Here is a 13,989-nt window from a genome sequence, read left to right on the forward strand (position 1 = left end):
GTGAATCTCGACGCGCCTCGGGGCACGGGAGCCGACCTCGTCGAGGACTGGACTCGGGAACCGGTCCTGGAGTCGACCACCCCGTTCAAGGGGATCATCTTCGACGTCGTGCGGGACCGCGTCGACCTGGGGGAGGGTGGCGTCGTCACGCGCGACTACGTCAGCCACCCGGGAGCCGTCGCCGTGCTCGCCCTGCGGGAGCTCGATGGCGTCGACCACGTCATGATGATCCGCCAGTACCGGCACGCGACCGGCGCCCACGTGTGGGAGCTGCCGGCAGGACTGCTCGACGTCGACGGCGAACCCCCGTGGGAGGCGGCCGCCCGCGAGCTCGCCGAGGAGGTCGACCTGGTCGCGGACGAGTGGCACGTGCTCGCCGACGACGTCACCTCCCCGGGAGCGTTCCCCGAGACCGTGCGGATCTTCCTGGCCCGGGGCCTGAGCTCCGTCGACGAGGACGACGCCCACGAGCGCACCGCCGAGGAGCTGTCGCTGCGCCCGCTGTGGGTGCCCCTCGACGACGCCGTCGACGCCGCCCTGGCCGGGCGCATCAGCAACTCGGCGACCCTCGTCGGACTGCTGAGCGCCGGCCTCTCGCGCAGCCGTGACTGGTCGACGCTGCGCCCGCGCGACGCGGCCTGGCCGGCCCGTGAGGCCCAGCGCGACCGCTCGTGAGCGGCGAGGCGTTCGGCAGGGGCACGCCCACGCGGGCGTGCCCCTGCGGCTCCCAGCTGGCGTATGCCGTGTGCTGCGGCCCGCTGCTCGCCGGCGAGCGCCCGGCGGCGACGGCCGAGGCGCTGATGCGGTCGAGGTACACGGCCTTCGCGCTCGGGGACGAGGCGTACCTGCTGCGCACCTGGCACCCCCGGACCCGCCCCAACCGGATCGGTCTGGACCCGGGGCTGCGCTGGACCGGGCTCGACGTGCGCCGCAGCGAGCGCGGCGGCACCGGCGACGAGGACGGCGTCGTCGAGTTCGTCGCGTCCTGGACCGACGCGGGCGGGAGCACCGGCCGGCTGCACGAGGTCAGCCGGTTCGAGCGGCGGGCGGGCCGCTGGGTCTACGTCGACGGTCAGCACCGCTGAAGACGCCCCGGTGCTGCCGAAACCGACCCGTCTCGCAACTCGGTGACGTAACGCGGCACGGACACCAGCTCCCGGGCCGGGCACTACTGCAGTGACCCGCCGGGCGACTCACTGACGTGGCGGGTCCAGAGGGCTCACCGTCAGCGCGCGGTCGCGGGGTCTGTCTCGGCGGCCTGCGCGCCCGCCCGCACGTAGGCCCGCTGGCGAGCCGATGGCTGGTCGAGGCGCAGACGACGGCGCAGGCGCCCCACCGGCCGTTCGACGAGCACCCACGACAGCCACGAGACGAGCACGGCAGCCCCGACGAGCAGCAGGTTGCGGGGCGTCGAGTGCTCGCCGAGCAGGCGGCTGTTGATCAGCGCCTGGTGCCACAGGTAGAGCGCGTAGCTGATGGTCCCGAAGAAGACCAGGACGCGAGAACCGACGACGGGCGAGTGACCCGACACGGCGGCATACACGAGCCACACGCCGACCATCGCGTAGACGGCACCGAGCGGACGGAAGAGCGGGTGGTCGACGGCGAGACCGTGCCCGGGGAAGGCGGAGACGGCCACCATGACCACGAACGGCACGAGCGGGCTCGAGGCCGGGAGCGCCCACCCGCGCCTGCGGACGGCGGCGAGGCCGAACGCGAGTGACGCCCCGAGGAGCAGCGCGAAGGCGTTCGTCTCCGTCGAGATGTCCAGCCGGATGGCGGTCCCGCGCGTCCACACGGAGTAGAAGGTGGCCAGCGCGGCGAGGCCGAGGACCACGGTCAGCGCACGGCTGCGCAGCCACGCCATGAGGGCGATGAACACCGCCGGCCACACGACGTAGAACTGCTCCTCGACGGAGAGCGACCAGAGGTGGTTGAGCAGGCCGAGGTCGGTGCCCGCGATGCGCACCCAGTTGCCCACGTAGAACAGGGAGGCCAGCCCTGCCACGGGGTAGCCGGAGAGGCGGCCGTCGCCGGTTGCCCAGAGCAGCAGCGGGACGAGGGACAGCAGCAGGAGGAGCGCAGGCAGCAGCCGCAGGGCGCGCCGGCCCCAGAACCGCCACAGGCTGACCGAGCCCCACCGGTCCCACTCCGCGATGAGCAGGCTCGTGATCAGGTAGCCGGAGAGGACGAAGAAGAGCGTCACCCCGGACAGGCCGCCCCAGCGCACCGGCAGCCCCACATGGCTGGCCACGACGAGGAGGACCGCGAGGCCCCTCACGCCGTCGAGGTCACGATTGCGGGAGTGCTGCACGGCGAAGAGCCTAGGCGCAACCGGTCTAGGATTGGTCCTCGGTGCCCGCGGCCGACCGCCGGCGGGCGCCCGGCTTCGCTCAGTGGCCGTCCGACGGCCGGCTGTGCCGCCCGCGCCACCCGCCCCACGTCCCGGAAGGACCCTCCGTGCTCCGCACTCACGAGGCCGGCACTCTTCGTGCCGACCACGCAGGCCAGACCGTCACCCTCACCGGTTGGGTGGCCCGGCGTCGAGACCACGGCGGGGTCGCCTTCCTCGACCTGCGCGACGCCTCCGGCGTCGCCCAGGTCGTGGCGCGCGACGAGGTGCTGGCCGAGGGGGGCGCCCACGACGTGCGCAACGAGTACTGCGTCCGGGTGACCGGTGAGGTGCGCCGGCGCCCGGAGGGCAACGCCAACCCCGACCTGCCGACCGGTGAGGTCGAGGTCATCGTCGAGCAGCTCGAGATCCTGAACCCGAGCGCCCCGCTGCCCTTCCAGATCGACGAGCGCGTCACGGTCGGCGAGGAGGCGCGTCTCAAGTACCGCTACCTCGACCTGCGACGCCCCGGTGCGAGCTCGGCCGGTACCGCGATCCGGCTGCGCTCGAAGGTGAACGCGGCCGCCCGCGCCGTCCTCGGCGAGCGCAACTTCGTCGAGATCGAGACCCCCACGCTGACCCGCTCGACCCCCGAGGGCGCCCGCGACTTCCTCGTGCCCGCCCGGCTCGCCCCCGGGTGCTGGTACGCCCTGCCCCAGAGCCCGCAGCTGTTCAAGCAGCTGCTCATGGTCGCCGGCATGGAGCGCTACTACCAGATCGCCCGCTGCTACCGCGACGAGGACTTCCGCGCGGACCGCCAGCCGGAGTTCACCCAGCTGGACATCGAGATGAGCTTCGTCGACCAGGACGACATCATCGAGCTGGGCGAGAAGATCATCTCCGCCGTGTGGCGCCTCATCGGCGTCGAGCTCCAGGCCCCCTTCCGGCGGATGACGTATGCCGAGGCGATGGCCCGCTACGGCTCCGACAAGCCCGACCTGCGTTTCGGCAACGAGCTCGTCGAGTGCACCGAGTACTTCAAGGACACGACCTTCCGGGTCTTCCAGTCCGAGTACGTCGGCGCGGTCGTGATGCCGGGCGGGGCGAGCCAGCCGCGCAAGCAGCTCGACGCCTGGCAGGAGTGGGCCAAGCAGCGCGGCGCGCGCGGCCTCGCCTACGTCCTCGTCCAGGAGGACGGCGAGCTCGGTGGGCCGGTCGCCAAGAACCTCACCGACGCCGAGCGCGACGGCCTCGCGGCATTCGTCGGCGCCAAGCCCGGTGACTGCATCTTCTTCGCCGCCGGAACGGCCAAGGCCTCGCGCGCGCTGCTCGGTGCCGCTCGCCTCGAGATCGGCCGTCGGTGTGGTCTCATCGACGAGGACGCGTGGAGCTTCCTGTGGGTCGTCGACGCGCCCCTCTTCGAGCCCACCGCCGACGCCGTCGCCTCCGGTGACGTGGCTGTCGGGGCCGGGGCGTGGACGGCCGTCCACCACGCCTTCACCTCGCCGAAGCCGGAGTTCCTCGACACCTTCGACACCGACCCGGGTTCGGCGCTCGCCTACGCGTACGACATCGTCTGCAACGGCAACGAGATCGGCGGTGGCTCGATCCGTATCCACCAGCGCGACGTCCAGGAGCGCGTCTTCAAGGTGATGGGGCTCTCGAAGGAGGAGGCCCAGGAGAAGTTCGGCTTCCTGCTCGAGGCCTTCGCCTACGGTGCCCCGCCGCACGGCGGCATCGCGTTCGGCTGGGACCGCATCGTCTCCCTCCTCGCCCACACGGACTCCATCCGTGACGTCATCGCCTTCCCGAAGTCCGGCGGCGGCTACGACCCGCTGACCGGGGCACCGGCGCCCATCACGCCCGAGCAGCGCAGGGAGGCCGGTGTCGACGCCGAGCCCGCCGCTTCGGCTCCCGCCCCCCAAGGGGCTCCGGAGGTCAACCCCGTGCGGAGCTGACCTCTCGCAGACGTCCGGGAGGGCTGTCGTCACCGTGGTGGCGACAGCCCTCCCCCGCGTCCACCCGGAGGGCGCCGCACGCATGGCGCGCTCCGGTGCGGGGGCCGTGCTCGTATGCCGTGAGCGGGCCGACGCTTTGCCCAACCTTGACCTCATCGGTCCTAGCGTTGGATGACATGCGCACCCCTCGCCTGCGACCCGTCACCGTGCCCAACGGGGTGTTCGTCCTCGACACCCTCCACTGAACCCGGGGGCGAGGACGTGGGGGGTTGCCGCTCGGGCCAGCGGCAACCCTCCACGGATCGTCAGCCGCGAAGAGCCGTCAGGTCCCACTCCTGCAGGCACCGGCCCGTCACCGCTGCCGGCGACGGAGGCGTCTCGGTCGCAACCCCGGGGTCACTCCGCCTCGTGGCGTTGCGCCCCGGTCGGCTCCAGCCGGTCGGCGAGGTGGCTCTGGAGTCGTCGGTGGGGACGCGCGACGACGAAGTAGACCGCGCCCACGGCGATGATCACGACGACGACCACAAGGGTGACCCAGTCGAAGTTGAACAGCGCGCCACGGGGGCTGGTCAGGCCTGTCGGGGCCACGATGTTGAGGAGCATCAGTGTGAGGTAGACCGCAGCGACGATGCTGACCGGCCACGCCCACCGTCCCAGCCGAAACGCACCCTCGGGAACCCAGCCGCGAGATCGGGCGATCATCGAGCCGATCACCGTGAGCAGGAACGAGAGGTAGATCCCGGACACACCGAAGGAGACCAGGGCCGTCAGCGCGTTGATACCTGCAGGGAACGTGAACCACAGGATGTGCACGTCCTTCGACGGGTTGACATTGACGAGCAGGGCGAAGAGCACCGGCACGACGGCTCCGACCAGCAGGGCGTTGGTGGGCGTGTGGAACCGCGGTGAGATCCTGCTGACCCACCGGCTGGCGGGAACGGCGCCGTCGCGGGCATACGAGAAGGCCAGCCGCGCGCCGGCGCCCTGCACGGCGGTTCCGCAGGAGAAGAACGCGAGGATGACCAGGACCAGGAAGACGTCCTGGAGCCACTGCGGCAGCTCGGCGAGGATCGCCGGCACGCCGCCGGTGAACGAGGTGGCGTTCGCGTAGCCCTTGGCGTCGGCCGGCGTGGCGAGGAGAAGCCCTGCGACGAGGACGAACGAGGCGATGCCGCCGTAGACGAGCGCCGAGCGCATGGCCCGGGGTACCTGCCGGCTCGCGTCCACCGTCTCCTCGGCGACGTCACCGGCCGCCTCGAAGCCGTAGAAGATGTAGACGTGGGCGAGCACCGCGACCAGGGCCGCCCCCGTCCACCAGTTGCCACCGAAGTCGACCTGCAGGCTGTTGGTCGAGGCGGTCTCGGCGCCGTTGGTGGAGAAGAGGAAGCCAAAGCCGTGGTGGAAACCTGCGATCCCCAGGGCGATGGCGACGCCGAACGTGCCGACCGACTCGACGTAGACGCCCAGCCTTGCGATCCGGCCGAGCACTTTCGCACCCACCGCGTTGAGGATCGTCTGCAGCACGATCATCAGCACGGTCACCAGCAGGATCACCCCATGGCTGGTCGGGTCGATCGTGGTCCCGAAGAGCTGGTTCAGCAGGTCCGCGACGTACGGCACCACTCCGGTGTCGACGCTGGCGACGGTGACGAGCAGGGCGATGCCGTAGATCCACCCGACCCACCACCCGTAGGCGGGACCGACCGAGTACTTGCCGTACTGGTAGAGCGCCCCGGCGACCGGGTAGTGGCTGCCGAGCTCCCCGAAGACCAGAGCCACGAGCAGCATCCCGGCCACCACCAGGGGCATCAGCCACAAGTAGCGCGGGCCCCCGGCACCCACGCCGAGGACGAAGAGCGAGTAGACACCGACCATCGGCGACAGGTACGAGAAGGCCACGCTGAAGTTGTCGAACAGCGAGAGCACCCGGGACAGCTCCTGGCGGTAGCCGAGATCGGCGAGGCGGTCGCGGTCGGACGACGGTGCTACGGGCTGAGCGGTGCCGGCCATGGTGTCCTTCTCCTCGGCGGGTCTTCCCACTGACAACAGCATCCACCTCAGCCCCTGTCCAGGACCTCGATTCCGGCGACGAGGTGCGCGTGCACCGGGCCTGCGCCTCGCAGGACTTGCGCCGGCTCCCGACCACCGGATCCGCTCAGTGCCCGAGGACGACGGGCCGGCTCGACCAGGCGCAGAGCCGGTCGTAGCCCAGCGACAGGTAGAGGCTGCGCGCGACCTCGTTGTGGGAGTACATCCCGAGGGTGCACACGCCCGTCTCGGCCACCGCCAGCCGCGTGACGGCACCGACGATCGTGCGGCCGAGGCCCCGACCGCGCAGCCTCGTGTCGACCGCCACCGAGGACAGGTGCGGCGCGCCGCCGCGGGTCGTGCCCCACGCCGCCACGGCGGCCAGCGACCCGTCCGGCTCCTCGACCGCGAACCAGCGCTCGCCGTGCCCCGGCTCCGTGTCGGCTGTGGGGGAGTGGACCTCGAGGAACGTCCGCACCTCGGCCGCTCGCGCGACGTCGTCGACGGGTCGGACGAACTCGTGGGAGGGATGCTCCTCTGGTGCCGTGGTGGTGTGGAACCACTCCCAGTCGCCGCCGTCCAGCACGCGGTAGCGCTCGCGCAGCTGCGGCTCCAGGTGCTGGGGGACACTGACCGAGAACGCCCGCTGACGGGGAGCGATGGTTGCCGCGATCTGGGGCAGGTGCTTGATGAGCGCCGTCACGCCCTCGTCGTCGCCGAGCACGTTGACGGTGCGGCGCACCGACTTCCGGGTGCGCTGGAAGGCGACGGCGCCGGCGAAGCGCCACCAGGTCGAGGCCAGCTCGTCGGTGACCTCCCACCGCACGAAAGGGTGCCCGTCGGTGGCGCAGAGCAGGTCCTCGAGACCATGGGCCGTGACGACGGCGGTCACCTCGAGCTCACTCGGTGCTCACTCGGTGATCCCGAAGCGGTCGTGCAGCCGGCGCAACGGCCGCGGTGCCCACCAGTTCCACCGGCCGAGCAGGGTCATCGTCGCCGGCACGAGCAGCATGCGCACGAGCGTCGCGTCGATGATGACAGCCGCGACGAGGGCCAGGCCCATCTGCTTGATGATGAGGATGTCGCCGGCGACGAAGCCGGCGAAGACGATGACGATGAGCAGGGCCGCCGAGGTGATGATGCGTCCGGTGCGCTGCAGGCCGAGCGAGACGGCCCGGTCGTTCTCGACGCCCTGGCGGTGGAACTCGACGATCCGGGCGAGCAGGAACACCTCGTAGTCCATGGACAGGCCGAAGCCGAACGCCAGGACGAGGAAGGGCACCATCGACTCCACGGCTCCCACCGACGAGAAGCCGAGCACTCCCTCGAGGTGGCCCTCCTGGAAGATCCACGCCACAACGCCGAGCGCTGCCCCGAGCGAGATGACGTTGAGCAGCAACGCCTTGACCGGCATCACGACCGAGCCCGTCATCAGGAACAGCAGGACGAAGGTGCCGAGCACGACGAGGCCCACGGCATACGGCGCTCGGGCCGCCATGGAGTCCAGGAAGTCGATCTGGCCGGCGGCCTGGCCCGTCGTCAGCGTCTCGAACGACGCACCGGCGTCGCGGACCCGGCTCACGAGGTCCTGGGCGTCGTCGGACGTCGGTCGACCCGCGACCCGGATGTCGACCCGCTGGTGAGTGCTGTCGAGCGGCTTGACCGCAAGGCTCTCCACTCCCGGGGCCGTGCGGAACTGCTGGGCCCACGAGGTCACCGCGGAGGTGTCGGACGACGCGGCGACGACCGTCACCTCGGGTGACGAGAGCGCCGGGTAGTCCCGGTTGAGCTGGTCGAAGAACACCCGCTGCTGGGCGTCCTTCGGCAGCAGCTCGGTGCCCGACGAGGTGAGCCGCATCGACAGGGTCGGAAGGGCGAGGAGCACGAGCACCGCGACGACTCCGACGATGACCAGCACCGGCCTGCGCTGCACCCCGTGCGCGAGGCTGGAGAAGAACCCGATATCCGAGGGACGCTCGACGGCCTTGCGGGACAGGCGTTTTGCGCCCATGACGCACAGAGCGGGCACGAGAGTGATGGCGACCACCATGGCGACGAGGACGACGCTGACGCCCGCGACGCCGATCGCGCGCATGATCGACGCCTCGAAGATGAGCAGGCCCGCCAGGGCGATGGCCACGGTCAGCCCGGAGAAGAGCACCGTGCGGCCGGCGGTCGCGACGGTGCGCTCCGCGGCGACCGCCACCTCCTCACGGGTCGGCACCTCGTGCCTCCGGTGGGCGAGCTCCTCCCGGAAGCGGCTCACGGTGAGCAGGCCGTAGTCGATCGAGAGGCCGAGACCGAGAAGCGTCACGATGTTGACGACCGTCGCGTCGAGCTCCACGACGTGGGAGAAGCCGAACAACGACAGCAGGGCGCCCCCGATCGAGACCACGGCGCCGACGACGGGCATGCCGGCGGCGATGAACCCGGCGAAGACGAAGAACATCACCAGGAAGGTCAGCGGCAGGGCGATGCCCTCGCCACGCAGCAGGTCCCGCTCGACCGTGCTCGTGATCGCCTTGACCACCTTGTGGGTGCTGCCTACGGAGCCCTTCGCGCCCATCGCCACGGGGACGGCCAGCAGCTTCTGCTCTGCCTGGGCCTCTGCCGCGTCCTGCGCGTGCTTGTCCAGCCCCGGCTCGAAGTCCACGACCGTCACGAAGCCGCCGGCGGAGGGTGAGCCGCCCTCGAGCAGGAACGCGGTGCGGGGGTCGGTGACTCCGGCGGGCGAGAGCAGCGGGGACCTGACGGTCTTCACGCCGGGCACACGCGCGATCTCCTTCGTCGCCGTGGCGCCCTTGGCCAACGTCGCCGCGTCGGTCAGGTCGGCCCCGGTGACCTGCATGGTCAGCGTCTCGAGGGCCGGCTCGCTCTTGGCGATGACCTCCTGCGCACGGGAGGACTCCGACTCGACGGTGGGAGCGCCCGAGTGCAGGCGCTCGAAGAGCGACTCGCCGGTGACCCCGCCGACGGCCACGGCGAAGCAGGTGGCGGCCACCAGGACCCAGGCCGCCACCCAGCTGCGCGGGTGGCGGGCGATCACTCCTCCGAGACGGGCGAGGCGGGTGCGCGGCATCAGGCCGTCCGGTGAGGGGTTCTGCACGCGGATAGCCTTCCACAGTGATGTCGAACAGCACGGGGGACCTCTTCGGTGCGGCCTCCGCCGCCGAGCGCGGTGAGCGACCCGCGTCGGCGGGCGACGCCCCGCTGGCCGTCCGGATGCGGCCCCGCTCGCTCGAGGAGGTGCGGGGGCAGGCCAAGGTGCTGCGCCCGGGCAGCCCGCTGCGCCGGCTCATCGAGGGCTCCGGGGGCGCCGCGGGACCCCTGTCCGCGATCCTGTGGGGTCCGCCCGGCACGGGCAAGACGACCCTCGCCCACCTCGTCGCCACCGCCGCGGACCGCCGGTTCGTCGAGCTGTCGGCCGTGACGGCGGGGGTCAAGGACGTGCGATCCGTCATGGACGCCGCCGTCCGGGACCGTGACCTCTACGGCCGCCAGACGGTGCTCTTCCTCGACGAGATCCACCGCTTCACCAAGGCGCAGCAGGACGCGCTCCTGCCCGGGGTCGAGAACCGCACGGTCATCCTGGTCGCCGCGACGACGGAGAACCCCTCCTTCAGCATCATCTCGCCGTTGCTGTCGCGCTCGGTCCTCGTCACCCTCGAGTCCCTCTCCGACGACGAGATCGCGCAGCTGCTCGTCGCCGCCCTCGTCGACGAGCGCGGCTTCGCGGGGGCGCACACGTTGACCGACGAGGCCGTGGACCACCTCGTGCGCATCGCCGGAGGGGACGCGCGCCGGGCGCTGACCTCGCTGGAGGCGGCAGCCGGCGTCGCCCTCGACGCCCAGCCGGCGGGCCGGCTCTCCGACGACCCGGTCGAGATCACCCTGGCCCACGTCGAGCAGGCCGTGGCACAGGCGGCCGTGCGCTACGACCGCGCGGGCGACCAGCACTACGACGTGGCGAGCGCGCTCATCAAGTCGATGCGCGGCAGCGACGTCGACGCGGCCCTGCACTACCTCGCCCGCATGCTCGAGGCGGGGGAGGACCCGCGCTTCATCGCCCGCAGGATTGTGATCTCGGCCAGCGAGGACGTCGGGATGGGTGATCCGACGGCCCTGCAGACCGCAGTGGCGGCGATGCACGCCGTGGCCCAGATCGGCATGCCCGAGGCGCGGATCATCCTCGCCCAGGCCGTCGTGCACAACGCCCTGGCACCCAAGTCCAACGCGGCGTACCTCGGGATCAACGAGGCGATCGCCGACGTCCGCGCAGGGCGCGGCGGCGTCGTACCCGCTCACCTGCGGGGGAGCGGGTACGCCGGCGCGGAGCGGCTGGGGCACGGGAAGGGCTACGTGTACGCCCACGACGAGCCCGACGGGGTCGCCGCCCAGCAGTACCTCCCCGACGACCTCCACGACGCCGTCAGCTACTACCGACCCACTGACCGGGGCTTCGAGGACCGACTGCGTGCCCGGTGGGAGTGGCTCTCGGGACGCCTGGGACGTACGCGCCGAGAGTGAATGTCCCGGCCCCTCCGGGTCCTGACGGACATTGTGTGGCGGGACGCGAGGCTCGGTAACGATTTGTCATCCATGCACGTCTCGATGCTTGGACAGCGCGAGTCCGTGTGGCAGGCTCACGTCGTCCCGACGGGGGTGGAGTCGGATGTTTCTGGTGCTCCTCCGCGGGCGCCCGGGTGACCGAGCCGCATCGAACCCGGGTCTGAAGTGAATCCCACAAGGATGGAGACAACGCGTTGAACGCAATGCCGGAGCCCTCAGCAGGAACGCTGACCGAGGTGCCCGAGGAGGAGGCTTCGACGCCGGCCCGCGAGCACCAGGAGGTGCGCACCGGGCGGTCTCCCGGACAGGTCGCCTGGGCCCGGCTCAAGAAGGACAAGGTCGCGATCGTCTGCTTCGCGATCATCGTGTTCTTCATCCTCGTCGCGATCTTCGCCCCGCTGCTCTACTCGCTCGAGTCCGTCGACCCGACGACCGGCGCCAAGGCCGACCCGTACACGACGTACACCAAGCTCATCGACTTCAACGGCCTCCCGACGGTCGGCACGAGCTCGGCCCACTGGCTCGGCGTCGAGCCCCGCCTCGGTCGCGACCTCTTCGCCCGGTGGGCCATCGGTGCCCGGCCCTCGCTCGTCATCGGTTTCGTGGCCGCCGCGGCATCGACGATCATCGGCGTGACGCTCGGCCTCATCGCCGGCTACCTCGGCGGCATCGCCGACAAGATCGTCTCGTGGGTCATCGACTTCTTCCTGTCGCTGCCCATCCTGCTGCTCGTGCTGGCCATCGTGCCGATCATGCAGAAGAGCTTCGCCGCCAGCGGCGACCTCACGGCCGACGAGACGTCGCGCATCCGCTTCTTCGTGCTGATCGTCATCCTCTTCATCTTCGGGTGGATGGGGCTGGCCCGACTCGTCCGCGGTGAGGTCAAGAGCCTGCGCGAGCGGGAGTTCGTCCAGGCGGCGCGCGCCATCGGCGTGCCGACCCGCCAGATCCTCTTCAAGGAGATCCTGCCCAACCTCGTCGGACCGATCATCGTCTCCGCCTCCATCGCGGTCCCCGCCTACATCACCTACGAGGCCACCCTGAGCTACCTCGGCGCTGGTCTCGTCGAGCCCACGGCCTCGTGGGGGCGCACCATCGCCGACGCGCAGAACCTCTTCGCCACCTACCCGCTGTGGCTGTGGCCCTCGGTCATCGGCCTGTCGCTGCTCGTGCTCGCGCTCAGCCTGCTCGGCGACTCGATCCGAGACGCCTTCGACCCCACCAGCCGCCGCTGACCCCCTCGGGTCTCGGTCACCAGATGTTCCCGGTAAAACGCCGGGACAAGCACAAAAGGGAGCAAACAACAATGCGCTGGACCAAAGTCCTGACCGTGGGAGCCGCGGCGTCCCTCGGCTTCGTCGCGGCCTGCGGTGCGCCCGCTGCCAACAACAGTGGCGCCAACGGCACCCAGGGCGGCAACGGTGGCAAGGTCGACCAGGCTGGAGCCGCCCTCGACCCGAACGCCCAGGGCCCCGCCCCGGAGATCCCCGGTGCCAAGCGTGGTGGCATCCTCACCGTGCCCTACACCTCGACCCCGGCGAACCTCGACCCGAGCGACCAGTTCTACCAGGACACGGCCGTCATCTTCTCGCTCACGCACCGCGCCCTGACGACCTACGTCAGCCGCAACGGCAAGCAGGTCCTCGTTCCGGACCTGGCCACCGACCTGGGCAAGCAGTCCCAGGACGGCCTGACCTGGACGTTCACGCTCAAGGACGGCATCAAGTACGAAGACGGCACGCCCGTCAAGGCCCAGGACATCGTCTTCGCCGCCAAGCGCTCGTTCGACCCGGACCTGGCTGCCAACGGCCCGACGTACCAGCGCGAGTTCTTCAAGGGTGGGGCCGACTACCAGGGCCCCTACAAGGGTGACAAGAACTGGAAGGGCGTCGAGGCCACCGACGACAAGACCGTCGTCTTCCACCTCGAGAAGCGCTTCGAGACGCTGCCGTACTTCGTCTCGTTCAACCAGTTCACGCCGATCCCCGAGGCCAAGGACAAGAAGGCCGACTACCAGCTGCACCCGCTGGCCACCGGTCCGTACATGTTCGACAAGTACACGCCCGGCACCGAGCTGACGCTCAAGCGCAACCCCAACTGGGACCCGAAGACCGACCCCGCGCGTCACGACTACCCGGACGGCTTCCACTTCAAGTGGGGCGTCGACGACATCAAGACGCAGACGGCCATCCTCGCCTCCAACGGCGAGGACGCCACGAGCCTGAACTGGGACCCGATCGACTCCTCGCTCATCCCGCAGATCGAGGGCGCGAAGAAGGCCCAGTTCGAGGAGGGTCCCTCCTCGTGCGTGATCATGGTCAACCTCGACGCGCGCAAGATCCCGCTGAAGGTGCGCAAGGCGATCGCGGTCGCGTGGCCCTTCGACTCGATCCACAAGGCCGGCGGTGAGACGTCGCACTCGTTCTCGCCCGCCAGCACCATCATCCCGCCGCAGATCCCCGGTCACCTCGACTACACGGCGGAGGCTGCTCCCGGCTTCAAGATGAACGGTCAGGGCGACGGTGACCCGGAGCAGGCCAAGAAGATGCTCGCCGACGCCGGCTACGGCCCGAGCAAGCCGTTCGAGCTCGTCTACTACTACACGAACGACGACGACACCGCGCAGAAGGTGAACCAGGTGCGCAAGCAGGCCCTGGAGAAGGCCGGCTTCAAGGTCACGGACATCGGTGCCCCCAACAAGGAGCGCCGCAAGCTCGTCGGTGACCCGAAGGGCAAGTACAACATGCTGCAGTCGCCGCGTGGCTGGTGCTTCGACTGGCCGTCCGCCGACTCCATCATCCCGCCCACCATCGGCACCATCGCGCTCTCGCAGGGTGGTACGACCTTCGGCAACTGGTCCGACGCCAAGATCGACGCCGAGATCAAGCGCATCCAGCAGCTCTCCATCACGGAGCAGGGCCCGGAGTGGGGCAAGATGGACAAGTGGCTCACGGAGAACTACCTCCTGGCCATCCCGGACTACAACGACAAGGGCAACTCGGTCTTCGGCACGAAGGTCAAGAACGTCCACAACAACCCGAACAAGGGCATGCCGGACCTCAACGACGTCTGGCTCGACCAGTAAGTCCGTCGTGACGGCTT

10 protein-coding genes are annotated in these 13,989 nt (G+C 70.4%); 6 read left to right on the plus strand and 4 right to left on the minus strand.

Features of this window, described 5'->3' with window-relative positions:
* Nucleotides 1-675, plus strand: a complete 675-nt coding sequence (locus LQK93_RS16450) for an NUDIX domain-containing protein (protein ID WP_374968846.1) — start codon at nucleotides 1-3, stop codon at nucleotides 673-675.
* Entirely contained in the window at nucleotides 672-1,085 is a 414-nt protein-coding gene (locus LQK93_RS16455; RefSeq protein WP_374968847.1) for a YchJ family protein, read from the plus strand. The genes LQK93_RS16450 and LQK93_RS16455 overlap by 4 nt, the downstream gene beginning before the upstream one ends.
* 140 nt (nucleotides 1,086-1,225) lie before the next feature.
* Here the strand turns inward: LQK93_RS16455 and LQK93_RS16460 are convergent, their stop codons facing one another.
* Nucleotides 1,226-2,314 (minus strand): acyltransferase family protein, encoded by a 1,089-nt coding sequence (locus LQK93_RS16460; RefSeq protein ID WP_374968848.1) that lies wholly within the window; start codon nucleotides 2,312-2,314, stop codon nucleotides 1,226-1,228.
* Nucleotides 2,315-2,460: 146 nt separating this feature from the next.
* Between LQK93_RS16460 and aspS the strand changes: the two genes are divergently transcribed.
* Entirely contained in the window at nucleotides 2,461-4,290 is a 1,830-nt protein-coding gene (gene aspS / locus LQK93_RS16465; protein ID WP_374968849.1) for an aspartate--tRNA ligase, read from the plus strand.
* A 396-nt stretch (nucleotides 4,291-4,686) separates the two neighbouring features.
* On the opposite strand, the gene LQK93_RS16470 is transcribed toward aspS, so the two are convergent.
* The 3 genes from LQK93_RS16470 to LQK93_RS16480 form a co-directional block, all read right to left on the minus strand.
* The gene (locus tag LQK93_RS16470) at nucleotides 4,687-6,330 is read right to left on the minus strand and encodes an APC family permease (protein WP_374968850.1); all 1,644 of its coding nucleotides are present in this window, start codon (nucleotides 6,328-6,330) and stop codon (nucleotides 4,687-4,689) included.
* Between the two features lie 115 nt (nucleotides 6,331-6,445).
* Nucleotides 6,446-7,210, minus strand: a complete 765-nt coding sequence (locus LQK93_RS16475) for a GNAT family N-acetyltransferase (protein WP_374968851.1) — start codon at nucleotides 7,208-7,210, stop codon at nucleotides 6,446-6,448.
* A gap of 18 nt (nucleotides 7,211-7,228) precedes the next feature.
* On the minus strand, nucleotides 7,229-9,424 hold the full coding sequence (locus LQK93_RS16480; RefSeq protein WP_374968852.1) for an MMPL family transporter: 2,196 nt from the start codon (nucleotides 9,422-9,424) through the stop codon (nucleotides 7,229-7,231).
* A gap of 20 nt (nucleotides 9,425-9,444) precedes the next feature.
* Between LQK93_RS16480 and LQK93_RS16485 the strand changes: the two genes are divergently transcribed.
* The 3 genes from LQK93_RS16485 to LQK93_RS16495 all read left to right on the plus strand — a co-directional run bounded on the left by LQK93_RS16485 (nucleotide 9,445) and on the right by LQK93_RS16495 (nucleotide 13,972).
* Nucleotides 9,445-10,845, plus strand: coding sequence for a replication-associated recombination protein A (locus LQK93_RS16485; RefSeq protein ID WP_374968853.1), 1,401 nt, complete (start codon nucleotides 9,445-9,447; stop codon nucleotides 10,843-10,845).
* A gap of 245 nt (nucleotides 10,846-11,090) precedes the next feature.
* Entirely contained in the window at nucleotides 11,091-12,122 is a 1,032-nt protein-coding gene (locus LQK93_RS16490; protein WP_374971528.1) for an ABC transporter permease, read from the plus strand.
* A gap of 71 nt (nucleotides 12,123-12,193) precedes the next feature.
* Nucleotides 12,194-13,972 carry an ABC transporter substrate-binding protein gene (locus LQK93_RS16495; protein ID WP_374968854.1) on the plus strand — a complete coding sequence of 593 codons (1,779 nt, stop codon included), beginning with the start codon at nucleotides 12,194-12,196 and terminating at the stop codon, nucleotides 13,970-13,972.
* Nucleotides 13,973-13,989: the final 17 nt, after the last annotated feature.

The organism is Terrabacter sp. BE26 (assembly GCF_041941675.1).
GTDB lineage: Bacteria > Actinomycetota > Actinomycetes > Actinomycetales > Dermatophilaceae > Terrabacter.

Coding starts and splice junctions, on each gene's coding strand:
- LQK93_RS16495 (WP_374968854.1), top strand. CDS start 12,194: ATGCGCTGGACCAAAGTCCTGACCGTGGGAGCCGCGGCGTCCCTCGGC.
- LQK93_RS16485 (WP_374968853.1), top strand. CDS start 9,445: ATGTCGAACAGCACGGGGGACCTCTTCGGTGCGGCCTCCGCCGCCGAG.
- LQK93_RS16490 (WP_374971528.1), top strand. CDS start 11,091: ATGCCGGAGCCCTCAGCAGGAACGCTGACCGAGGTGCCCGAGGAGGAG.